The following is a 23,299-nucleotide window of genomic DNA, read 5'->3' on the forward strand; positions in this document are numbered from 1 at the left end:
GTAAAAAGTGAGCAGTGAATAGGAAGATTGGAGCAGTTGCACACGATAGAAGCGTGGCCGAGTTTTGTTTTTTCTTCTTACTTCTCACAACTGACGGTTAACTATGGTTTCCTACATCATTGAATTCAGCGCCAGGAATCGCTTGATCGTCTTTCTCATCCTCTTTGGGTTGGCTTCGGCCGGTTTTTGGGCCATGAAGCAGATTCCCGTCGATGCGATCCCCGATCTTTCAGATACGCAGGTGATCATCTATACCAAGTGGCCGGGCCGTTCGCCGGACCTGGTTGAGGATCAGATTACCTTTCCCATCGTGACCGCCCTCCTTTCCGCCCCGAATGTCACCGTGGTGAGAGGCTTTTCCGACTTTGGTTTCTCGTATGTCTACGTGTTGTTCAAGGACGACACGGATATGTATTGGGCCCGCAGCCGGGTCCTGGAATACATGAACCAACTGGCGGGCCGGCTGCCGGACGGTGTCACCCCTCAATTGGGCCCGGACGCCACCGCGGTTGGCTGGGTCTTTGAATATGCCTTGATCGATGAAACCGGCCAGCAGGATTTGGCAACCCTTCGATCGTTTCAAGACTGGTACCTTCGCTATTGGCTTCTGGCGGTCGATGGCGTGGCCGAGGTCGCCAGCGTCGGAGGTTTTGTCAGGCAATACCAAATCAATCTGGATCCCACCAAGGTCCAGGCCTACAACCTTTCTCTCCCGCATATCATCGAAACCATCCGGATGAGCAACAACGATTTCGGGGGACGGGTCGTGGAGTTTTCCGGGGTGGAATATATGATCAGGGGGCGGGGCTATATCTCGTCGGTGGCCGACATCGAACAGATTGCCATGGGGGTCAGTCCCCATGGGACTCCCATCCTGTTACGGGATGTGGCCACCGTCGCCTTAGGACCGGATATGCGGCGGGGATTGGTGGAACTGGACGGCCAGGGCGAAGTGGTGGGAGCCATCGTCCTCATGCGATTCGGGGAAAATGCGCTCACCGTCACCGAACGGATCAAGACCAAACTTAAGGAGTTGGAGTCGTCCATGCCTCCAGGGGTGAAAGTCGTGACGACATACGACCGGAGCGGGCTGATTCAGGAATCCATCACGACGGCGACCGAAAATCTCATTGAAGAACTCATTGTGGTCAGTGTGCTGATCGTCGGGTTCCTGCTGCATCTTCGATCGGCCCTGCTTCCCATTCTCACGCTTCCGCTGGCCGTGTTACTAGCCTTCATTCCCATGTATTTGATGAACATCGGCATGAACATCATGTCGATCGGGGGGATTATTGTGGCTATCGGGGATATGGTCGATGCCGCAATTGTGATGGTCGATAACGCCCATAAGCGGTTAGAAGAATGGGTCAAGGACGGAGAGAAAGGCGACCGGACCCAGGTCTTGATCGATTCGGCCAAGGAGGTGGGGCCGGCCATCTTCGTGTCCTTACTCGTGATTGCGATTGCCTTCATGCCGGTCTTCACGCTGGAAGGACAGGAAGGACGGCTATTCAAACCCTTGGCGTTCACTAAAAACTTTGCCATTGCCATGAGCGCCATACTGGCTATCACGCTGATTCCCGCCTTGCTGCCATTGCTGGTACGAGGCCGGATCATCCCCGAACGCCGGCATCCGGTGAGTCTGGGGTTACAGAAGCTGTATGCGCCTTTGTTACGCATCGCCTTACGATACCGGGCCCTCATGATTGTCCTGGCTATCTTGCTGACGATCACCGTCTTCCCGGCGTTTCAACGGATGGGATCCGAATTCATGCCCCCACTCTACGAAGGCACCATTCTCTATATGCCCAACACGCTTCCGGGGATTTCGGTGACCCAGGCCTCGATGTTGCTCCAAGAAATGGACCAGAAGCTGAAAGCGTTTCCCGAAGTGGAGCGAGTGTTCGGGAAGGCCGGGCGTGCCGATACCTCGACCGATCCGGCCCCGTTTAGCATGATGGAAACCGTGGTTACCCTCAAACCGAAAGATCAGTGGAGAGCGGGCGTCACCTATGAGAGCCTTGTGGATGAAATGGATGGGGCTCTGCAATTCCCGGGCGTCACCAACACGTGGACCATGCCCATCAAAGGCCGATTAGATATGCTGACCACCGGAGTGCGCACCCCGGTCGGGATCAAAATTTTCGGTCCGGATCTCCAGGAAATTGAAAAGATCGGCAAGCATCTCGAGACGGTGTTGAAAGACGTGCCCGGCACACGGAGCGTCTATGCGGAGCGTGTTTCGGGGGGGTACTTTTTAGATTTCGATATTAAACGAGAAGAAATTGCCCGATATGGGCTCACGGTGACGGATGTCGGCCGCATCATCGAATCGGCCATCGGAGGGGAAAACATCGATACCACCATTGAAGGACGAGAGCGGTATCCGATCAATGTCCGATATTTGAGAGAACTTCGCGATACCCCGGAAAAATTACGCCGGGTGTTGGTGGAGACCCCGACGGGTGCCCAAGTCCCTCTCGCGCAACTGGCGACCTTACGATTTGTGAGCGGTCCCCCGATGATCCGCGATGAGGATGGAATGTTGGCCGGGTATGTGTATGTGGACATGACCGGCCGGGATGTGGGGAGTTACGTGGAGGATCTGAAACACGTCGTTCAGGCCAAGGTGAAACTTCCTCAAGGGTATCGACTGGCATGGTCGGGGCAGTATGAATTTATGGAGCGGGTCCGGGAGCGACTTTTTATTTTTGTCCCTCTGACCATCGCCATCATTTTTATTCTGTTCTATTTTGCCTTTCAGTCCGTGGCAAAAACTCTCATGGTCATGTTGGGCGTGCCGCTCTCCCTCGTGGGTGCTGTCTGGTACATGGTCTGGCTGGACTACAACATGAGTATCGCCGTCTGGGTGGGGATCATCGCGTTGGCCGGCGTCGCCGCCGAGACCAGCGCGGTCATGGTGACCTATCTCGACGAAGCGCTCAAACGTCGTCGCAAGGCCAATCGCCTGCAATCCTTGGCGGATCTGATCGAGGCGGTTCAGGAAGGAGCGGTTGAGCGGATTCGGCCCATGGCCATGGCGGGCCTAGCTAATATTCTGGGGTTGATCCCGGTGATGTGGGCCACCGGCACGGGAGCGGATGTCATGAAACGTCTGGCAGCGCCGATGGTCGGCGGCGTCGCCTCAGCCATGCTCCTCACTCTGTTCGTGATTCCGGCCATTTACACGATTTGGTTTTGGCATACAGACCTTAAAAAGGCCCCACAGAAGAAAGAAATAGAAATAGGCGGAGGTGAGGCTACAGAGTGAGTTCAGGGACGAGAATAAAAAATGAATAACCAGGTCCTCCAATTTGAGGACACGTGAAAGGGTCCCCTATGGTATGGCACCGTGCAACACAAGACCAGTTGAGCCAAGAATTCGGCACCGATCTCCAAGCCGGGTTGGCCGAGAGTGAAGCGAAGCTGCGTCTCACACAGCAAGGGCCGAACGAGTTGCCGCAAGCCCCCTCGGTGTCGGCTCTACAATTGTTTGTCGCTCAATTTGCCAGCGTGATCGTATGGATCCTCATTGGAGCGGCAATCGTGGCGGGACTTCTTGAGGAATGGGTTGATGCCATCGCCATTGTCTCCATCGTCGTGTTGAACGCGGTGCTCGGATTTGTCCAGGAATTTCGAGCAGGACGCTCTCTGGATGCGTTGAAACGCATGGAGATCCCCACCGCCCAGGTCATCCGTGACGGGCAGGTGCAGTCTATTCCTGCCAAGGCATTGATACCAGGAGATATCATTCAGATTGAAGCGGGTGATCGCGTCCCTGCCGATGCACGGCTGATCTATGCCGCTGCCCTGCAAACACAGGAAGCCTCGCTAACGGGCGAATCCACACCGGTTTCCAAAACGTCAGAGGTCCTGGACCAAGATGAACTCCCGTTAGGCGACCGGAGCAATATGGTGTATATGGGCACGACGGCTACGTCGGGAAAAGGTCGAGCGTGCGTCGTCACGACAGGAGTGCACACCGAACTGGGACGAATCGCGGCGATGATTCATGAAGCCAGGGAAGCGAAGCAACGGGAGACCCCGCTTCAACGTCGCCTCGACCAATTGGGGCATAGGTTGTTGTGGCTGTCCCTGGCCATTGTCGTCATCGTCTTTTTGATTGGCGAACTGCGTGGAATTCCCATGTTCGACATGTTTCTCACGTCAGTCAGTCTGGCGGTCGCCGCGATCCCCGAAGGCCTTCCGGCCGTGGTCACCATTACCTTAGCCCTTGGCGTCACGCGGATGGTGAAACGACATGCCCTGATTCGCCGATTACCGGCGGTCGAAACGTTGGGGTCCACGACGGTGATCTGCACGGATAAGACGGGAACACTCACAAAAAATGAAATGACCGTGATCCGGATATTTCTGGATGGCCGGACGTATGACGTGACAGGGGAAGGATACGAGCCGACCGGCGATATTCAACAGGCTGTCGAGGGATCGTCGACGGATTCCGTTCAAGTGCTGCAGAGTGAGGGCAGTTCGTTATCCCCTGCGGAAGAGGCGCTGAAGGATCTGCTGACGGCCTCCGTTCTTTGCAACGGAGCGGAGTTACACCAAACAGAAGAAGGGTGGAACATCATCGGCGATCCTACCGAAGGCGCATTACTGGTTGTCGCGGCCAAGGCTGGATTGGAGAAAAAGGCCCTTGAAGCACAGGCTCCCCTGGCAGGAGAAATTCCATTCGATCCCGAGCGAAAAATGATGACCATCGTCCGGAAGGTTGCTGACACGAATGTGGCCTTTGTAAAAGGAGCGCCGGATGTTTTGCTCGATCGCTGCGCCCATTATTTGACGATCGGCCACGAGGTTCAATCCCTGGACCAATCCGCCCGTGCAACGGTCTTGGAGGCAAATGGGCAATTGGCCCAAGAAGCCTTGCGGATCCTCGGAGTGGCCAAGCGGACGTTACAAGACATGCCGAAAGAATTTCAGGCGGATGTCATTGAACAGGATTTAACGTTTTTGGGTCTGCTCGCCATGAAAGACCCCCTCAGACCGGAAGCCGTGACTGCCGTCGAAGCGTGCAGGGACGCCGGCATTCGAACAGTCATGATTACCGGTGACCATAAGGATACGGCGATGGCCATTGGCCGGGATTTGGGTATTTTGGAGGAGGGGAAGCAGGCTCTGTCAGGAATGGAACTCAATCGGTTATCCGATACCGAATTGAATCAACAAGTCGAACAGACAGCCGTGTATGCCCGCGTCTCCGCCGAACATAAGCTGCGTGTGGTCCGTGCGTGGAAACATCAAGGGGCTGTGGTGGCCATGACGGGTGATGGGGTCAATGATGCCCCGGCCATTCAAGAAGCGGACATTGGCATTGCGATGGGCATCACCGGCACCGATGTCACCAAAGAAGCGTCGGCGATGGTGGTGACTGATGATAACTTCGCCTCCATTGCCGCGGCGGTAGAAGAAGGTCGAGGCATTTACGCCAATATTGTCAAAGCTGTTCATTTTCTTCTGTCGTGCAATATCAGCGAAATCCTGCTCATGCTCTTTGCCGTGATTTTAGGATTGCCTCTGCCGCTTCTTCCGGTTCAGATTTTATGGATCAATCTCGTCACCGACGGACTACCGGCTCTCGCGTTCGCGGTCGAGCCGGGTGACCCTGATAGTATGCAACGTCCCCCACGCAATCCGAAAGGCCGAATACTTGACCGGGGCCGCTTGATCATGATGTTTGCTCAAGGCCTGTTCATCGCGGTAATAACCACCCTGGCGTTTGTGTACTGCTTGTATGCCATGGATCAGGATTTGGACCGCGCCCGCACCTTGACGTTTACCATTCTCGTATTCGCCCAATTGGGACATGCCTTCAATAGCCGAAGCGACACTCGCTCGATTTTCGCCCTTGGATTTTTGACGAACAAACCACTTTTGTTTGGCGTCATCGCATCCGTGGGTCTTCAGGCGGCAATCATCCTTTCTCCCCCGATTCGAGGAATTTTCAAAGTGACGCCATTCGATCCTCAACATTGGCTGCTGGCCATCGGCATCGGCTTGTTGCCCCTTATCGCAATGGAACTCTGGAAGGCGGCCAAAGGTCATCGTCACGATGGGGAGGAAACCAAAAAGAGGGCGACTCCCTCGGTGAGCAAGACCTAGCAATTTCGGAAGAACGTTCAGACATTGGGAAACCCACATTGGCAAAGAAAGGACATTCGACCGATGATTCAACTGATCAAAAAATTGAGGAGGAATATGTTTGGACGTCACCCTTGGATCGGGTTCTTTCTCGTTATTATATTGATGATCGGTGGCTGTGCCGGAACACCTCAGGCCCCTCAAGATGAACCCCTCCCGCCACCTGAGAACGCCCTCCCTCTGGTCGCACAACTGATCATAGATGGCAATCGTCTGTTTGCCGAACACCGGTGGACGGCGGCGATTGGGAAGTACGAAGAAGCCATTCAAGCCCAGCCAAAATTGGCAGAGGCCCATTACAACCTGGGGATGGCCCTTTACAAGAAAGGGCCCGTTTCAGCAGCGCGCCCTCATTTCATCGAAGCAGCCGATTTGGCTCCTGGCCATCCCGTCATTTGGAATGCTCCCCCGTTCCGAAAATACGGCACGGTTGAATCAAGTACTCCCGCATCCTCGTCCGATGGCCACGTGGGTCATCAACATTAACCGATTTTGACGAATTTATTCAGGAAAGGAATTCCTGACAGTGTCCCCATATCCGGAACCACACAACTCCAGGAAATCGATAAGCCCTGACGTGGCCGAGTTGCTCCTCGAGAATCGGCGCACCTTCCTTCGCTATCTCACCCGTCGCTTGGGGAATAGAGATGTAGCGGAGGAAGTCCTACAACAATTCTCTCTTCGAGCCATCAGCAAAGCGTCAGATATCAAAAAGCCAGAGAGCGTTCTGCAATGGCTGTATCGGGTGCTGAGCAGCACACTGGCAGATTTTTATCGTGGTGAATCGGCCAGGCGGCACGATGAGGGTGAATATGCCCACTTTCAACCCAAATCCTTAACAGACGATGTGGATCCTGAGGCAGTATGCATTCACAAGGATTTTATATAGACAAGCTAACATTAATGAAGCATTGCGGTGATTTAGCTGATGATTATTCGAAGGCCGCTGATAAAGCTGAAGAGTTGGCACAAATTCATAGAGGCCGTCAATCTGCTCAATAGGCCCCACACAAACAGAATACTCTTTGCACACTGAATGGTTGGATGAACTGTACGACATTTTTAAAATGGTGATATGAATATGAACCTGGTTAAAGACGTAATATGCGGTATGATGGTTGACCCTGTTATCAGTCTGACAGCGGTCTATCAAAAAGAGTCTTTTTATTTCTGCTCTGATTTCTGTAAGCGGACTTTCCTAGGCGATACTGAAAAATTTGTGGCGGATGGTAGCCACGACTTTGCTCTGGGAACAATCTCTAGACGGATTGCTTATTTTTCCATGGAGGTTGGAGTAGAGTCCGGCATGCCCATTTATAGCGGCGGCTTGGGAATTCTGGCCGGAGATACCTTAAAGTCTTGCGCCGATCTTAAGATTCCGACCGTCGGGGTCACCTTGCTGTATGCCCATGGATATTTCGATCAAAAACTGGATGAATCCGGCAATCAACAAGAATTGCCCACAAGTTGGGATCCCTCTCGCTTCGCGCAGCTTCTCCCCGTCCGGGTTCAGATTCCTCTCGAAGGTCGATCGGTCACCGTCCGAGCCTGGCAATCTGACATTGTCGGCTCATCCGGCTTTACGGTGCCCCTGATACTGCTCGATACCAATGTTGAGGAAAATTCCCAATTCGATAAGGAGTTGACCGGCTGGTTGTATGGTGGAGACAACCGGTATCGGATAGCCCAGGAAATCGTGTTAGGCATGGGAGGCATGCGCATGCTTAATGCGTTAGGATACACAGAGATCGAGCGATTCCATATGAATGAAGGGCACGCCGCCTTCCTAGTGCTGACACTTTTAGCAGACCATAAAAATGGAGGGACGTTGGACTGGGATTTTTCGGGTATTCGCAACCAATGCATCTTTACTACCCACACCCCCGTACCTGCCGGGCACGACCGGTTTTCGTACGATCTCGTGAAGCAGGTGTTGGGGGACTCCCTGCCTCTGGAACTCCTACAAATGCTCGGAGGACAAGATCAGCTAAATATGACGCTTCTTGCCTTGAACATGAGCGACTACGTTAATGGGGTGGCCAAAAAGCATGGGGAGGTTTCCCAAGAGATGTTTCCTGGCTACTCAATCGATTCCATTACCAATGGCGTGCATTCAGCCACATGGACATGCCCTAGCTTCAAAACCTTGTATGATCGGTACATTCCGGGGTGGACAAAGGACCCGTTCTCCCTTCGGCATGCCATCAGCATCCCGAAACAAGAAATTTGGAAAGCCCACGTGGAAGCCAAGGCTCAGCTCATCAAAGAAATCAACAATCGGACCCACCTCTCTTTCAAACCCGAAACACTGACCATAGGGTTTGCTCGCCGAGCGACCTTGTACAAACGGGCAGATCTCATCTTTTCTGATCCTAACCAATTACAAGACATTGCACGAAACGCCGGCCCGATTCAGATTATCTTTGCCGGGAAGGCGCACCCTAAAGATGGTGGAGGAAAAGATGTCATCCGCCAAATTTTTAGGATGGCCCAACAGCTTCAACACGAGGTGGCAATTGCGTATTTGGAGAATTATGGCATCGCGTTAGCCAAACTCATTATTTCCGGTGTTGATCTCTGGCTGAACACCCCACATCGACCCTTAGAAGCTTCCGGAACTTCAGGCATGAAAGCCACGCATAACGGCATACCAAATTTTAGCGTGCTGGACGGCTGGTGGATCGAAGGTCATATTGAAGGCGTCACCGGCTGGTCGATTGGGTCTGACGCTCTTAACCAGACCAAGCCCGAAGAGACGGCCCATGAAGATGCCATGGATCTCTACCAAAAATTGAGAAACGTCATTGTCCCCATGTTTTACCAGGACCGAGAGGGATGGATTGATATGATGCGACAATCCATCGCCTTTAACGCGTCGTTTTTCAACACCCATCGGATGGTCCAGCAATATGCGACGAATGCCTATGTGTAAATTCAAAAGGAGATGAACCACGCACGAGGAAGCTATCTCACCCACTGTGAACATCTGTTGTATCTTCAAATAGGCATGAGTTCACGGGCGAAGAACAAGCAGTTCACAAGGAGAACGACATGACACACAGACCAAGCTTAAAAATGTTCGTGGGAGCAGTGATGGTGGCAATCCTCGTGGGGTGCGCTTCAGTTCCGCCCAGGGAGTTGGTGCACCAAAACGATCATGCGGGTTTGGCCGCCTGGTATCAAGAGGAAGCCCGTGAACTTCGCGGGCGAGCAGAGGAGATGCGCCTAATGGGGAAAGAATATGACAAATACACTCCTAAACAAGGGCAACGGTCAACCCTCGTTCAACATTGTAAAAACTTGGAGGAAAAATACACTAAAGCAGCGGAAGAAATGGAAGCCTTGGCCAAGCTTCATGCCGAACAAGGAAAGACTCAATAGCCGCGACAAGGAGTGGCGGGAATGGTCCAAGCTCAAACGTGTAGGAGTAGGGTTCATGAGAAAGGCTCATGGATCGGCTGGGAATAAGAGGAACCTCTACCTCTATCACATGGAACAATTGATGAAATTATGACCTGTATATGCCCCGTCATCACACTCTCCCCGCGGGATTACGACGCCGTCTTGTTCGATTTGGACGGGGTACTAACAAAGACGGCCCGCGTCCATGCCATGGCCTGGAAAAAGCTGTTTGATGGATTTCTTGAGCGACGTTCGGAAGAGACGAGCGATCCGTTCGTCCCTTTTGATCTCGCCGCCGACTACCCGCGCTACGTCGACGGCAAGCCGCGTTACGACGGCGTGGCAGCCTTCCTCAAGTCACGCGGAATCTCATTGCCGTTGGGTACACCCGAAGACGGCCCCGAGATGCACAGCGTGCGCGCGTTGGGCAATCTGAAGGATCAGTATTTTCTGCAACATTTGGAACAGCACAGCGTTGAGCCCTATGAAGCGGCGATCGCGCTCGTGCGCCAACTCCGGGCGCAGGAGATCAAGACCGCCGTCGTGTCCTCCAGCAACAATTGCGCGGCGGTGCTCAAGACAGCAGGGATCACCGAGCTATTCGACGCGCGAGTGGACGGAACGGACGTCACCCGCCTCGCGCTCAAGGGCAAGCCGGCACCGGATGCCTTTCTGGAGGGAGCCCGGCGTCTCGGGGTAGAGCCTTCTCGAACCGTGGTCGTGGAAGACGCGATCGCCGGCGTCGAGGCCGGGCGCGCCGGCCAATTCGGCTGCGTCATCGGCGTCGATCGCCGCGGGCAGGCGCCGGCGCTACGCGATGCCGGCGCCGATGTCGTGGTGACCAATCTGGCGCAAGTCCGGGTGGCCGTGGAACCGCCATCCGCGTGGTCACTGGAGTTTGAGGGCTTCGACCCAGCGCAAGAGGGTATTCGCGAAGCCTTGTGCACCCTAGGAAATGGCTATTTCGCGACGCGCGGGACCGCCGCCGGGACGGTGGCCGATGACATTCACTATCCGGGAACCTATTTCGCCGGCTGCTACAATCGGTTGCGCACCGACATCGCCGGCCGCATGGTCGAGAACGAGGATCTCGTGAATTTCCCCAACTGGCTCGCGCTCAAGTTTCGTATCGCCGAGCAGGACTGGTTCGAGGCCCGAACCGTCACACTCCTGTCATACCGCCAAGAACTCGATCTGCGGCGCGGCATGCTGGTGCAAAGCATCAGGTTCGAAGACGACCAAGGCCGACGCAGTACGCTCAAGGAGCGACGCCTGGTCTCGATGGGCGGCATGCATCTGGGCGCGCTGGAACTGACGCTGACCGCCGACAACTGGTCGGCAGGCGTCACAGTGCGTTCGGCGATCGACGGGCGCATCGTCAACGCAGGCGCGAAGCTGTATCGCCAGTTCAACAACACACACCTGGAGCCGCTGGCAGGCAAGATCGTTGGCGAGGACGGCGTGCACCTGCTGGTACGCACCTGTCAGTCGAGTATTCATGTCGCACAGGCGGCGCGAACGCGAGCGTTCCTGGACGAACAGCCTCTCGCAGTCCGACGCCGGATCATCGAGGAACCGGGATACATCGGGGAAGAACTCACCGTCGAGGTCAAGCAAGGCGAGACGCTGGTGCTGGAGAAACTCGCTTCTTTCTATACGTCCCGCGACCACGCCATCTCGGAGTGCGGACTGGAGGCAAGCAAGGCCATTGCTCGCGCGAGTCGCTTCGATGCCGTGCTGGCCGACCATGAGCGTGCCTGGAAACACCTGTGGCGTCGTTTCGATGTGCATGTCCAGCCTGCCGATCCAGAGTTTAAATTGAACGTGCCGATGCTGCTTCGGTTGAACATGTTTCACCTGCTGCAAGCCGTCTCACCCAACTCCATCGGACTCGATATCGGTGTGCCCGCGCGGGGCTGGACAGGAGAAGCGTATCAGGGCCATATCTTCTGGGATGAACTGTTCATCTTCCCGTTTTTCAACTATCGCATGCCCGAAATCACCCGATCGCTGCTGATGTATCGTTACCGTCGCTTGAGCGAGGCGCGCGCCGCCGCCGCGGCTGCCGGATACAAGGGGGCGATGTTCCCCTGGCAGAGCGGAAGCGATGGTCAGGAGGAGACCCAGGCGCTCAACTTGAACCCGCGCTCACAGCGTTGGATGCCCGACAACTCCTACTTGCAGCGCCACGTTGGGAGTGCCATCGCCCATAACGTCTGGCAGTACTTCCAGGTCACGCACGATGTCGAATTTTTGCATTCCTATGGCGCGGAGCTGATCCTCGATATTGCTTGCTTCTGGTCAAGCATCGCGAGTTTTGATGACGAGCGCGAGCGCTACGAGATCCGCGGCGTGATGGGCCCTGACGAATTTCACGACAGTTATCCGGATTCCACAACGCCCGGCCTCAACAACAACGCCTATACCAACATCATGGCCGTATGGGTGCTGTGCCGGGCGCTGGAGGTGCTCGATCTGCTATCCGACATGCGTCGCGCCGAGCTCACGACGCGGCTTGGCTTGTCGGCAGAAGAGATCGCGCGTTGGGGCGATATTAGTCGCAGGATGTTTGTTCCGTTTCATGACGATGGCATTATCAGTCAATTCGAGGGCTACGACACATTGCGTGAACTCGATTGGGAGGGCTACCGGACCCGGTACGGCAATATTCAGCGTCTCGATCTCATCCTCGAGGGGGAGAACGATAGCGCCAACCGCTACAAGCTCTCAAAGCAGGCCGACGTGCTGATGTTGTTTTACCTGTTTTCCGCTGAGGAACTCGGCGAATTGTTCGAGCGTCTGGGCTATCCGTTCGAATACGAGACCATTCCGCGAAACATTGCCTACTATGCCGACCGCGCGTCCCACGGTTCCACGCTGTGCCGTGTGGTGTATGCCTGGGTCCTGGCACGGTCCGACCGGCCCCGTGCGATGGCCTTTTTTGCGGAAGCGCTACAAAGCGACGTGAGCGATGTTCAGCGCGGCACCACTGCGGAGGGCGTCCACCTCGGCGCCATGGCCGGCACGGTCGATCTGGTGCAGCGCGTCTCGACGGGCATCGAAGTCCGAGGCGATGTGCTGCGACTCAATCCGGAATTACCGAAGGAGATGGAGCGTCTCGACATGCGCATCCGCTACCGCGGGCATTCACTCGATCTGCGGCTGATGCGCGACTCGCTCTCGGTGCGTGGGCGTGATGGTGCGGCGGCGCCGATTACATTGTGCGTCGACGGCAAGGTCTGTGAATTTGTCAGTGGTACCACCCGTGTATTTCAATTGAACGACGAGGCAACGGATGGCGTTCTGAACGAAAAGGACCACGGCCGATGAACGCGAGAGACACCATGCCGGCACAGGTGGTCGCGGTGAAGCCCGGCATGACGGTGTCGGAGGTCCGCTGTGGAGACGCGCATTTCCGCGTTGCCCAGGGCGCTTCACGAATCATCCTCGAACTGATGCTTGCCGATCCGAAACTGGAATGACAGGAGACTCACAATGAAGGAGCACGAACACACAGGCAAAGACGAACCGGCAACAAAACCGACCCGGGAGGATGTGGCCAAGAAGGCCTACGCCATCTATCTGAAGGAAGGTCATCCGCAAGGCCATGCCGAGCAGAACTGGTTGGAGGCGGAGGCTCAATTGCAGCCCGTCGGCTCTGGCCATCCTGCCCACCAGAACCATCATGCCCACATGGCAGCGGATTTCCGGAAACGGTTCTGGATCTCACTGGTTCTGACCCTGCCGATTCTCGTCCTCTCGCCGCTGCTCCAAACGCTGGTAGGTCTGCGCGAAGCCATCAGCTTTTCCGGCGACATCTATGTCCTATTCGGCCTTTCTTCCGCGGTCTTTTGGTATGGCGGCTGGCCGTTCCTCACAGGCTTGTTCCAGGAACTCACCTCCCGCCGGCCCGGGATGATGACGCTGGTCGCCGTCGCCATCACGACCGCGTATCTTTACAGCAGCGCCGTGGTGTTCGGCCTGCCCGGCAAGATGTTCTTCTGGGAACTGGCGACCCTCGTTGACATCATGCTGCTGGGGCACTGGATCGAGATGAAGTCGGTGATGGGCGCCTCAAAGGCCCTGGAGGAACTGGCCAAACTTATGCCCTCGGACGCGCACAAATTCATGTCCGACGGCAGCGTAAAGGATGTGCCACTGAGCGAGTTGGTGGTGGATGACAAGGTCCTCATCAAACCGGGTGAGAAAATTCCCGCGGACGGTGTCATTGTTGAGGGCGAGAGTTCGGTCAATGAGGCGATGCTCACCGGGGAATCAACCCCGGTCACCAAAAAGACCGGTGGCAAGGTCATTGGTGGCTCCATCAACGGCGAAGGCTCGCTGACCATTGAGGTCAAAGGCACCGGCAAGGATTCATTTCTGTCGCAGGTCATCGATCTGGTCAAACAGGCCCAGGAAAGCAAATCGAAAACCCAAAACCTTGCGGACACTGCCGCGCTGTGGCTCACCCTCATTGCCCTCGGCAGCGGCGCACTCACTCTGGTGATCTGGTTGGTGTTCATGAACCAGGATTTTGCCTTCGCCATCGAACGCGCCGTGACCGTGATGGTGATCACCTGTCCGCACGCGCTCGGTCTGGCCGTGCCCCTGGTGGTAGCCGTCTCCACCGCCCTGGCCGCGAGCAATGGCCTGCTCATTCGTAATCGCGCTTCTTTCGAAGGCGCCAGGAAATTGCAGGCAATCATTTTCGACAAGACCGGCACACTGACCGAGGGCCGCTTTGGCGTGACCGACACACTGGTGCTTTCCCCGGACATCGAAGAAGACACGCTGCGCCAGTATGCGGCATCCGTGGACGCGAATTCCGAACATCCCATCGCCAAGGCTATCGCCGCCTCTTCGGAAGAAAAGCTGTCCGTCGAAAATTTCAAGAGCATTCCGGGCAAAGGCGTCGAAGGCAGGGTCGAGGGCCATGACATCAAAGTGGTGAGCCCCGGCTACCTGCGCGAACAGAACATCGCGCTCGCTGACCAACGTGTCGAGCCACTGCAAGCCCAAGGCAAGACAGTCGTGTTTATCCTCGTGGACGGGAAGTTGAACGGAGCGATAGCCTTGGCCGACATCGTCCGATCCGAGGCGAAGCAAGCCATCGATGCCCTTAAGGCGTTGAATATCCGTTGCATGATGCTCACCGGCGATAACAATGCGACGGCCAAATGGGTCTCGGACCAAGTCGGCCTGGATGAATTCTTCGCCGAAGTCCTGCCCCAGGACAAAGCCGCCAAAGTGAAAGAAGTCCAATCCCGGGGCGTGTTGGTAGCCATGGCCGGCGACGGCGTGAACGATGCCCCGGCGCTGGCCCAGGCTGATGTGGGCATCGCCATCGGAGCTGGTTCCGATGTGGCGGTGGAAACCGCCGACGTGATTCTGGTGCGGAGCAATCCACTGGATGTCGTGGCCCTCGTGCAGCTTTCTCGCGCCACATATCGGAAGATGATACAGAACCTTCTTTGGGCTACGGGCTACAACATTGTCGCCATTCCACTGGCCGCCGGAGCGCTGTACGCGTGGGGCGTGCTGCTCACTCCCGCCCTGGGCGCAGTGTTGATGTCGGCGAGCACGGTGATTGTGGCCATCAACGCGCGGCTGCTGAGACTGAAGAAATGACCAAGCTGTTGAAAAAATGGGAACAAGAATCTCCGATGAACACGGAACCACGTGAACAGCGGAATCACATGACCGGGACCACAACAACCAAGAAAGGAACAGGACCATGAAAGACTCGAAATCCGTGACCAAAGACCCCATCTGCGGAATGACCGTGGACGACGCCACCGCTCTCCACGCCGAACGCGAGGGAAAAACGTTCTACTTTTGCAGCGACCACTGTCGGCAGAAGTTTCTGTCCACACCCGCCGATGCGAAACCCGAGGATCAGTCTGGAGGCTGCTGTACATAAACACGCGGCGAATGCGGGCGTGAGTTCCGCAGTGGCCGGCCGGGCTGCGATGCGCGGCATTCGCACGGAGGAAGGAACCTATGATGGCCAAGACCGTTTGCCACGTTCTCGGGCCTAGGCTTTACAAAGGAGCAGTGAACCAATGAAGACAAGCACGCTTTCCCCGGAATTGCTCCACAAGATGGATGCGTATTGGCGGGCTGCGAACAACCGCTGGATGGGATTCTTTCTCGTTGTATTGGGGATAGGTGGCTGTGCCGGGACACTTCAGTCCCCTCAAGATGAACCCCTCCCGCCACCCGAGAACGCCCTCCCTCTGGTCGCACAATTGATCATCGATGGCAATCGCCTGTTTGCCGAACACCGGTGGACGGCGGCGATTGGAAAGTACGAAGAAGCGACTCAGGCTCAGCCAAAATTGGCAGAGGCCCATTATAACCTGGGGTTGGCACTTTACCGGAAAGGACCTGTTTCGGCAGCGCGTCCCCATTTTATCGAAGCGGCCGATTTGGCTCCCGGTCATCCCGTCATGTGGAATGCTCCCCCGTTCCGAAAATATGGGTCCGTACCCGAAAACGGGCGAAAAGTCCCATATGCTGGGGATAACCTAAATTTTCTTTCCTGATTAGACTCCCCCTCTCTCCGTTTTTTCGTACTTCCCAGCACCATTATCACAAGGATTTCCCGAGGCCTCGAACTTTAAGAGGCCGGGCAATCCATTTGTCCACGGTGGGACGACTGACGCCATAGATCTGACTCAATTCGCCTTTCGTGTACTCGTGACTCAGCCAATCTCCAATCAGTTGCAGCCGTTGATCCATTGCACTGGTTTCCTTCCATGGCATACGCAAGGTCCTTCTTGCGGCCAGTGTAAACCATCTTACCGGTTTGTACCCAACATCTCCTCATTGAGGCCATTCGATATGGCTCGCCCATCTCCTGGCAGCACATTAACCTGTTAGGTGAATATGATTTTTCTGATGAGCGGTTGGAAGATTCGGTGGGCATTTCCCCCCCCACTTGGCTCCCTGAACAGCGGACCAGGCTGAAGGAGGCGTTAGATGCATAACTCATTGTTGAGCAGGCAAAAACAACCCATGGTTAGCTGGCTGACCACGGGTTACCCCCAGGAAATGAGCACTTTCGTCACTTTCCGAGGATGGACCCAATATTGATTTGCTTCAATAAACGAATCGGTCTGGGAAAAACAGGGGAGGTAGCACCCAAATTGGGCACGAATCCAATTAGGAGAAGAGCTGAGCGGGAAGGGCCAGGGTGAGAGTGAACTGAGACGTGGGCTGCACGCCATCCTGGCGGATATACTCGATGGTGCCGGTGAGTCCTACGACGATGACTTCTTTGACGCCTGACTGGAGATACCCTTGGATCTTATGCTGCATTTCAGGCGTTCGATTGCCAGGCGACAACACTTCGACCACGAGCTCGGGGGCTTCAAGGACGGCGTTGCGCGCGAGCTGGTCCCATCGGGCTGTGGGCATCCATACCACATCGGGCACACGAACCCCGGCGGAGGCGGTGAGGATCGCCGCTTCCACGACCGCTTCCCCTCCTAGTTGCGAACGCAGTTGAAAGGCAATTTCGGTACAGAGACGTTGATGACGGTTGGTGGGTTTGGGACTCAAGACGAGTTCTCCATATTCGGTCAATTCATAATAATCTGGGGACTGTTCGTCTTGGGCGAGCTCGGCCCACCGTTGGATGAGTTCGTCTGGTGAGACAAGGGTAGTAGTATCCATCATGTTCATTATTCTAGGAAGCGCCTTGTATCCTGTCAATGCATCTAATACTGCGTAATAAAGCGCTCCCCACCCTCTTTGACCCGGTTCATCGTATGCACATAAATATTGGTTTGTTTAATAGAGGCATGCCGAAGCATATCTTTCACGGCCGTCACGGGGGCGCCGCCATTTAAGGACATCGTGGCTGCCGTATGCCTGAGCGAATGTCCCGTCACCACCGGCCGCTTCACATTGGCCATCTTCAGGGCGGTGAAGATCAACGACCGAAGGGTCCGAGGAGCCAACCGATGGCCATGCCGTTTGCCCATCGTCAAAAAGAGGGGATCCCCGCCGTCGAGCGGCAGGCGCGTGGCCAAATACCGCTCCAGCCAGACTTGCACTTCCGGGAGGATCACCACAAACTCGGTCTTGTCATGCCGCCCCTTCCCCTGCACCCGCAAAATATGCCCGTCTGGCGTGGCCTGATAATCCTCCACATTGGCCCGGACCACTTCAATCTCGCGCATCCCCGTTTTCAAGAGTAAATAGATAATCGTTTTATTGCGAAGCCCTTCCGGTGTGGCCTCATCCAGGGTGTGCATCAAGGTCCCCACTTCCGTCAGGGTCAAGGGCTGCTTGCGAAAGCCCTCTTTCGTCTTGGGGCCCCGCACCTGCTGGGCCGGATTCCACGGGGTGATCCCTGAGGCCTGCAGCCAGGTCCCAAAATTCCGGACGGCACTCAAATAAAGCTCTTGGGTTTTGACGGCCAACTGCTCGCGCTGCAAGAAGTTTCGAAATTCCACAATCAGCTGGACATCATAGGGGAGGCCCTGACCAGGGCCGGTCCAATACTCGGCAAAGCGGGTGAGGGCCGTGCCGGCCAATCGTTGGGTGTCGGGGGCACAGTTGATCCCTTTCTCGTCCACAAACCGATCGAGCAGGGGTTGAAGGTGGGCGGCGGTCAGCCGGGGGCCGGGAGCCGCCACCGGAAGCCCACTCTTCTCAAAGGATGACGGTCCCGGTTCATCCGGCGACGCGGCGCTCTCCTGGGGGGCGTCCTCGGATTTCAGCACCTCGGGAATGAGGGGCGCGGAGTCCGAGACCAGGGACAAGGATTCAAGGGATGGGTCTGTGGGCGAGATTGGGTCCATCTGAGATCAGCCTACCCTACTTTGAGGATAAAATCAAACAGCCGCTATGGGAAGGCTAGCGGCCGTATTAACCAGGACACCCTATTGCAATCCCAGATTATATGCCCTATATTATGGCAATGAAATAAGAGGGCAAATACACGATCATCACCAACCGTCCGTAACTCCGCACAACCAAACAGAAAATGCCTGAATACCTAGGTAATGCAGAAGAGCCAGATTCGAAAGAAATCCCAGGCTTTGACGCGTCTCCCTCGGTGATCTTTGAGGAGGAGCCCCAATCCTGGTGGGATCCCCTTCCCTACTTTGGGTTTCTGCATCGCGTAATCGAAGGAGGACTCGGGGACCTTCGAAGTGGCGATCAACTGCTCTATTTGAAATTAGTCCGGGAAAGTTGGGGGCGTGGCCGCGACACCGTCCCAATAACGAGGCGTGACTTGGGTCGCAACACCGGCTTAGGAAAACGAGCAGTGGAAGAAGGACTCACTCGGCTGGTGGCCAATGGCCTTATTCGGGTGGTGAGCAAAGGCCATGGGCATATTGCGTCGGAGTATCAGATCTTTCGTGGGCTCATCCCTCCCAAACACGATTCGAAACTTTTTCAAAAACCTAGTGTAGAAACCGTCTTATCCCAGCTGCATCAGGATGAACAATCCAAGTTGCTCCAAATGGCTCGAACGTTGGAACCCGACCGCCGGGAGGAGTTGGAATCCGAAGTCCGCGCCCAGTTTCAAGCGTTAGGCTTATCCCCCTCCCCCATCATGCTCCGCCAGGCCTTCCTTTTTAAAGTTCTGGAAACCACCATGTATCACACCATCAAAGAAAACCATCCTGGTTTCTTTAATTAATATTTATTTCTTCTTCTACCTTCCATATAAATATGTTTTAGAAGTAATCCACCTTTTCTCCACTACTTTCTTCCAAAATTTTTAGCCAATCACAAAATATTATTCAGTAAGATTTTTATTTTTGAATATTCGGCCAGTAAATTTATATAATTAGTTTTTAAAATTTACTTTTAATATTTTAATTATTTCATTAAAATTAAAACAATTATTTAACAAAACAAAATGATTATAATTTACTTAGTAATAGAGCACCACTTAAACGATTAAGCATGCTTAACTTCTTAAAATTGGCCTTTAAAAACAAATACTTACAGAATAAGCTCCACCAATAGCTACTTTAAAAGTTTTTTAACAAAATATATTCATAGAGTTAAGCATGCTTAATTGTCCGAATTAATAGCTTAAAAACAACAACTTATAAAGCAATAGCCGTAAAAGACGTATTGCAAATTTTTCTAGATAAAATATTGCTGTATCAGCCACTGCTTGCTGGCTACGAATTTATATTAGTTGAAAAATATTAACAGACTTAAGCATGCTTAACTTTACAACTATTATTTTATTAACAGTAAACTGTAGGCCAATCGGTGCAATTTCTAACAAGAACATTTCTTTAAATTTATAATTTCTCAGTTATAAAATAGTTTAATGCAACTTCCATAAATTGATTTTCTTTATTGATTGATGTATATTCGACAAAAACAGGCCGTATCTTACAAGAAGAGGAAGCATGCACGTTATAGTGATAGCGAATCAAAAGGGTGGAGTAGGTAAAACCACTGTAACCGTTAACCTCTCTGCGGCTCTTGCACGGCTTGGTTTTCCTGTCCTTGTACTAGATCTAGATCCACAGGCTAATACATCCACAACACTTGGCACACGTGACCCCTATGAAATGAAGACCACTGCGACTACGGTCTTCCTCGACAAAGAGACACATGTTTCTCCATGGCATGAAACGAATGAAAAGGATGTCAGTCTAATATATGGGCATGTAAGTTTAACGAGGGTCGAACGGGATCTTCCGCGTCTTTACATTACGTCTCCTGGGACCGTTCTTCGGTGACATTGAATTTGTTCTTATTGACTGCCCCCCGTCACTTTCTATGTTAACGGCAAATGCGTTAGTGGCTGCGGATTATTTAATTGTTCCCATGGAAAGCGGGAGCAAGTATTCTTTGGATGGTTATAGTGATTTAGAAGAATTGGTGCGTGACGTGAAGTCTGGTGGTGGAAATCCTAAATTAGATCTTTTGGGAGTCCTCTGTACTCGTCATGATGGCCGAAAAAATTTGTGTAAGGCCATGAGAACGGTGATTGAAAACCGATTCGGCGACCGAGTGTTTTCAACTTCCATAAGTGCATCTGTGAAAATTCAGGAAGCTGAAGCAGCGAAGAAGACGATTTTCGCACATGATCGACAAGGTACGGTTGCTCGGGAATTTATGCAGTTAGACCGTGAGGTCTTGAGTCGTTTGAAATTAACTGAATCTACTGAATCTGAAGACTCCCTTGAGCGTGGATCGGCATGAAAAGGACCACCACAGAACCGCCAGAGGCGGCTGGCCACAAGAAGAGTAAGGCGCAATCTTCTTTAGAAGAAACCCTACAGGGCTCCACTCGACGCTTTTCTGCGTTTGCAGAATTAGGCATTCCTACCATTAATCATGAAGTAGAAGGGGTAAAGTTGGATGATGATGCGGATGCTGTGACGGAGACAGTTTTGGAACCAGCTCCCATCCCCTCCACACCCGCTTTTGTGGTTGATGAAGAGGCCTTGGAATTAGAAGATGTCCTGTGTGAGCTTCCCTTGGATGCCATTGTTCCCAATCCGCAGCAACCTCGTTTTTTGGAGAACCTGGAAGCCAACCAACGATTGCTGCAATCAATCAAAAATTCTGGGGTCATTCAGCCAATTTTAGTCAGAAAGATATCAGGCTCAGAGAACTTTGAGCTGATTGCAGGAGAGCGGCGCTGGCGCGCCTGTAAAGAAATTGGAAAGTCGACGATTCCGGCTATTATTCGGAAAGCTGATTCCAATCAAAGTGCAGCCGAATCCCTCATTGAAAACCTGGTACGCGAGGACCTTTCCCCCCTTGAAGAAGCTAGAGCGTATCAACGGCTTCTTGATGAGCATGAGTTTTCACGATCTGATATTGCTGATCGCACGGGGGTGACTACGGCAAGAATTTCTCAACTTCTCAAACTTCTTTCTCTTCCCTCCGACATTCAAGATCTTCTGTATAATTCTGGGGTTTCGGTTTCTTCCACTCACGGTGAACTCTTAGCAACGATTAATAATGAGCCAGGCCGTCAACGGAAATTGGCGCTTCGCGTTATCAAAGAGCAGTTAAATCGTGAAGATTTAAAAAAGCAACTGGCCGCCAAGCCTCGCAACAATAAAGGCTTCGAGCCGGTTCAATTTGTTGATCGCGGGGATAAAGGCTACAATCTTACTGTTCGCTTTCATTCTAACCGGCGACAAGATCTTCCTGAAATTGAGGAAAAGTTAACACAAGCTCTCAATCGGGTACGGATACTTCGCTCGGAAGAAAACAGCTCCTCCTCTTCCTTATAAAGCTTTCATACCAGCCCTCCTACTTCTGAATCTGATTAAAAAAATTTGGCGATCCCTCCTTGAGCCAGCCTCGCCTTTTGAGAGATAGTGCTGACCTGAAAACTTGGCTTGGGCGTATTCAGTTTCATAGGCGACTTCTTTCTACCATGTCTTGTGAAAGAATAGTTTTTTGAATCCTTAAAAAACTTACTTTTATAATCGTGCAAAACAATTTTCTTTTAAAAAAAGTTTTAATCTTTTATTGAAAGTTTGCGCGATTCTCAGAAAACATTGGGAAATACCCAGAAAGTCACAAAAGTTTTAATTTTTTAAAGGGAAAGAGTTAGTTATCCACAAGTGAAACGATAGTTGAAGGAAGCCTAACGACACTTGAAGGAAGATCTTCGATAGTTGAAGGAAGATAGTCGCGATGCTTGAGGGAAGAATTGCGATACTTGAAGGAAATCTAGATAGTTGAAGGATACGAGGGAAAAGAAAAAGGTGTTGAAAAAGTTAGAGAAAAATGGTGAAGATCATGAACGACTCTTTTTTGTACGTAATAATGTTTTACGTTAATAATAAACGTATAGGACACGTGAATGAAAAAATCTTCTCCTGATTACTCTGACTTAGAAGTTCTAACCGAACCTCGATATCTTTTAGCTGAAAAACAGTTGGCCTCCATTCCATTATGGGAACCTAAAAAAAAGACGGGGAAGGGACAGAGCCCAAGAGAAAAAACAGTCGGGTTTACGACAGTCGTTAAAGGCAAGCCAATAAAAGTGACCATCAAGGTCCTGTCTGGCGGCAACTATGAATTCCCGAATACCACAGATTTAGACTTTTTCCGGGCCATTGAACAATTGGCGACTGAGCAAATTCAACGTCAGGGGATCTTGAATAATCCAATATGCTTCAAAGGGCACCAAATACTCGCGACGGCTTCAAAAAGTCCATCAGGACAATCATATAAAGAATTACGACGGTGCTTAGCGAAATTAAATGCTCTTTCCTTTGAAGTGGTTCGAACTGAGGGGAAGCGAGAGCGAGTCTGGGGATTTCATATTTTTAATTCTATCTATCAGGAAGGTGAGAAGAAGAGCGACGGAACGGTCGCGGAATACAACGAAGTCGAACTGGCTTCATGGTATTGGAAAAGTTTGCAGGCGGGGAATTATTTGGTCATTGATCACGATTTATTCCAGCGATTAAAACTCTCCTTATCAAAACTTCTTCATCAATTTTTGCATGCGCAATTTTATTTTCACCATGGGGTGGCCACGGGATGGTATGCGGAGCTCGCCCATAATTGGGGAATGAAGGAATATTCGGCGCTGAGTCGCATTAAACAACAATTGGATCCGTCCCATAAAGAACTGCGTCGCATGGGGTTTTTAGAATCATGGGAGTATCTTCCTTTCACGCGGTCAGGGAAAAAGTCGTATCAGGTCTCCTGTAAAGCGTGAACGCAATGGTTGGAGATTCGGGACGTCCAGAACACGCAGATTAATCGTGACGGC

19 protein-coding genes are annotated in these 23,299 nt (G+C 52.9%); 16 read left to right on the top strand and 3 right to left on the bottom strand.

Annotated features, from left to right (window positions below):
• The first annotated feature begins 103 nt into the window (after positions 1–103).
• The 11 genes from AAH187_RS09320 (at position 104) to AAH187_RS09370 (ending at position 16,109) form a co-directional block, all read left to right on the top strand.
• Positions 104–3,271, top strand: a complete 3,168-nt coding sequence (locus AAH187_RS09320) for a CusA/CzcA family heavy metal efflux RND transporter (RefSeq protein WP_342348178.1) — start codon at positions 104–106, stop codon at positions 3,269–3,271.
• A gap of 68 nt (positions 3,272–3,339) precedes the next feature.
• A complete protein-coding gene (locus AAH187_RS09325; protein ID WP_342348179.1) occupies positions 3,340–6,123 on the top strand; it encodes a cation-translocating P-type ATPase in 2,784 nt (927 codons plus the stop codon).
• Between the two features lie 96 nt (positions 6,124–6,219).
• A complete protein-coding gene (locus AAH187_RS09330; protein ID WP_342348180.1) occupies positions 6,220–6,648 on the top strand; it encodes a tetratricopeptide repeat protein in 429 nt (142 codons plus the stop codon).
• 91 nt (positions 6,649–6,739) lie between these two features.
• Positions 6,740–7,051, top strand: a complete 312-nt coding sequence (locus tag AAH187_RS09335; protein WP_342348181.1) for a sigma factor — start codon at positions 6,740–6,742, stop codon at positions 7,049–7,051.
• 192 nt (positions 7,052–7,243) lie between these two features.
• Positions 7,244–9,094, top strand: a complete 1,851-nt coding sequence (glgP, locus tag AAH187_RS09340) for an alpha-glucan family phosphorylase (protein ID WP_342348182.1) — start codon at positions 7,244–7,246, stop codon at positions 9,092–9,094.
• Positions 9,095–9,213: 119 nt separating this feature from the next.
• Positions 9,214–9,543, top strand: a complete 330-nt coding sequence (locus tag AAH187_RS09345; RefSeq protein WP_342348183.1) for a hypothetical protein — start codon at positions 9,214–9,216, stop codon at positions 9,541–9,543.
• Positions 9,544–9,672: 129 nt separating this feature from the next.
• Entirely contained in the window at positions 9,673–12,894 is a 3,222-nt protein-coding gene (locus AAH187_RS09350; RefSeq protein ID WP_342348184.1) for a beta-phosphoglucomutase family hydrolase, read from the top strand.
• Positions 12,891–13,046 carry a hypothetical protein gene (locus tag AAH187_RS09355; protein WP_342348185.1) on the top strand — a complete coding sequence of 52 codons (156 nt, stop codon included), beginning with the start codon at positions 12,891–12,893 and terminating at the stop codon, positions 13,044–13,046. Before AAH187_RS09350 ends, AAH187_RS09355 begins: the two co-directional genes overlap by 4 nt.
• 13 nt (positions 13,047–13,059) lie before the next feature.
• Positions 13,060–15,192, top strand: a complete 2,133-nt coding sequence (locus tag AAH187_RS09360) for a copper-translocating P-type ATPase (RefSeq protein WP_342348186.1) — start codon at positions 13,060–13,062, stop codon at positions 15,190–15,192.
• Positions 15,193–15,298: 106 nt separating this feature from the next.
• The gene (locus tag AAH187_RS09365) at positions 15,299–15,484 is read left to right on the top strand and encodes a YHS domain-containing protein (protein ID WP_342348187.1); all 186 of its coding nucleotides are present in this window, start codon (positions 15,299–15,301) and stop codon (positions 15,482–15,484) included.
• Between the two features lie 142 nt (positions 15,485–15,626).
• Positions 15,627–16,109, top strand: a complete 483-nt coding sequence (locus AAH187_RS09370; protein ID WP_342348188.1) for a tetratricopeptide repeat protein — start codon at positions 15,627–15,629, stop codon at positions 16,107–16,109.
• 46 nt (positions 16,110–16,155) lie between these two features.
• Here AAH187_RS09370 and AAH187_RS09375 read toward each other — a convergent pair whose 3' ends face one another.
• The 3 genes from AAH187_RS09375 to AAH187_RS09385 form a co-directional block, all read right to left on the bottom strand.
• Positions 16,156–16,329 carry a helix-turn-helix domain-containing protein gene (locus AAH187_RS09375; protein WP_342348189.1) on the bottom strand — a complete coding sequence of 58 codons (174 nt, stop codon included), beginning with the start codon at positions 16,327–16,329 and terminating at the stop codon, positions 16,156–16,158.
• 399 nt (positions 16,330–16,728) lie between these two features.
• Positions 16,729–17,244 (bottom strand): Uma2 family endonuclease, encoded by a 516-nt coding sequence (locus AAH187_RS09380; protein WP_342348190.1) that lies wholly within the window; start codon positions 17,242–17,244, stop codon positions 16,729–16,731.
• A gap of 41 nt (positions 17,245–17,285) precedes the next feature.
• A complete protein-coding gene (locus AAH187_RS09385; RefSeq protein ID WP_342348191.1) occupies positions 17,286–18,374 on the bottom strand; it encodes a tyrosine-type recombinase/integrase in 1,089 nt (362 codons plus the stop codon).
• A gap of 185 nt (positions 18,375–18,559) precedes the next feature.
• Between AAH187_RS09385 and AAH187_RS09390 the strand changes: the two genes are divergently transcribed.
• The 5 genes from AAH187_RS09390 (at position 18,560) to AAH187_RS09410 (ending at position 23,245) form a co-directional block, all read left to right on the top strand.
• Positions 18,560–19,222 (top strand): hypothetical protein, encoded by a 663-nt coding sequence (locus AAH187_RS09390; protein WP_342348192.1) that lies wholly within the window; start codon positions 18,560–18,562, stop codon positions 19,220–19,222.
• A 730-nt stretch (positions 19,223–19,952) separates the two neighbouring features.
• Positions 19,953–20,288, top strand: a complete 336-nt coding sequence (locus AAH187_RS09395) for an AAA family ATPase (protein ID WP_342348193.1) — start codon at positions 19,953–19,955, stop codon at positions 20,286–20,288.
• A 1-nt stretch (position 20,289) separates the two neighbouring features.
• The gene (locus tag AAH187_RS09400; protein WP_342348196.1) at positions 20,290–20,754 is read left to right on the top strand and encodes a ParA family protein; all 465 of its coding nucleotides are present in this window, start codon (positions 20,290–20,292) and stop codon (positions 20,752–20,754) included.
• Positions 20,751–21,800 (top strand): ParB/RepB/Spo0J family partition protein, encoded by a 1,050-nt coding sequence (locus AAH187_RS09405; protein WP_342348194.1) that lies wholly within the window; start codon positions 20,751–20,753, stop codon positions 21,798–21,800. Before AAH187_RS09400 ends, AAH187_RS09405 begins: the two co-directional genes overlap by 4 nt.
• Before the next feature lie 578 nt (positions 21,801–22,378).
• Complete coding sequence (locus AAH187_RS09410) at positions 22,379–23,245, top strand: replication initiator protein A (RefSeq protein ID WP_342348195.1); 867 nt, start codon at positions 22,379–22,381, stop codon at positions 23,243–23,245.
• The last annotated feature ends 54 nt before the right edge of the window (positions 23,246–23,299 follow it).

The sequence above is a fragment of the uncultured Nitrospira sp. genome, assembly GCA_902500695.1.
Taxonomy (GTDB): Bacteria; Nitrospirota; Nitrospiria; order Nitrospirales; family UBA8639; genus Nitrospira_E.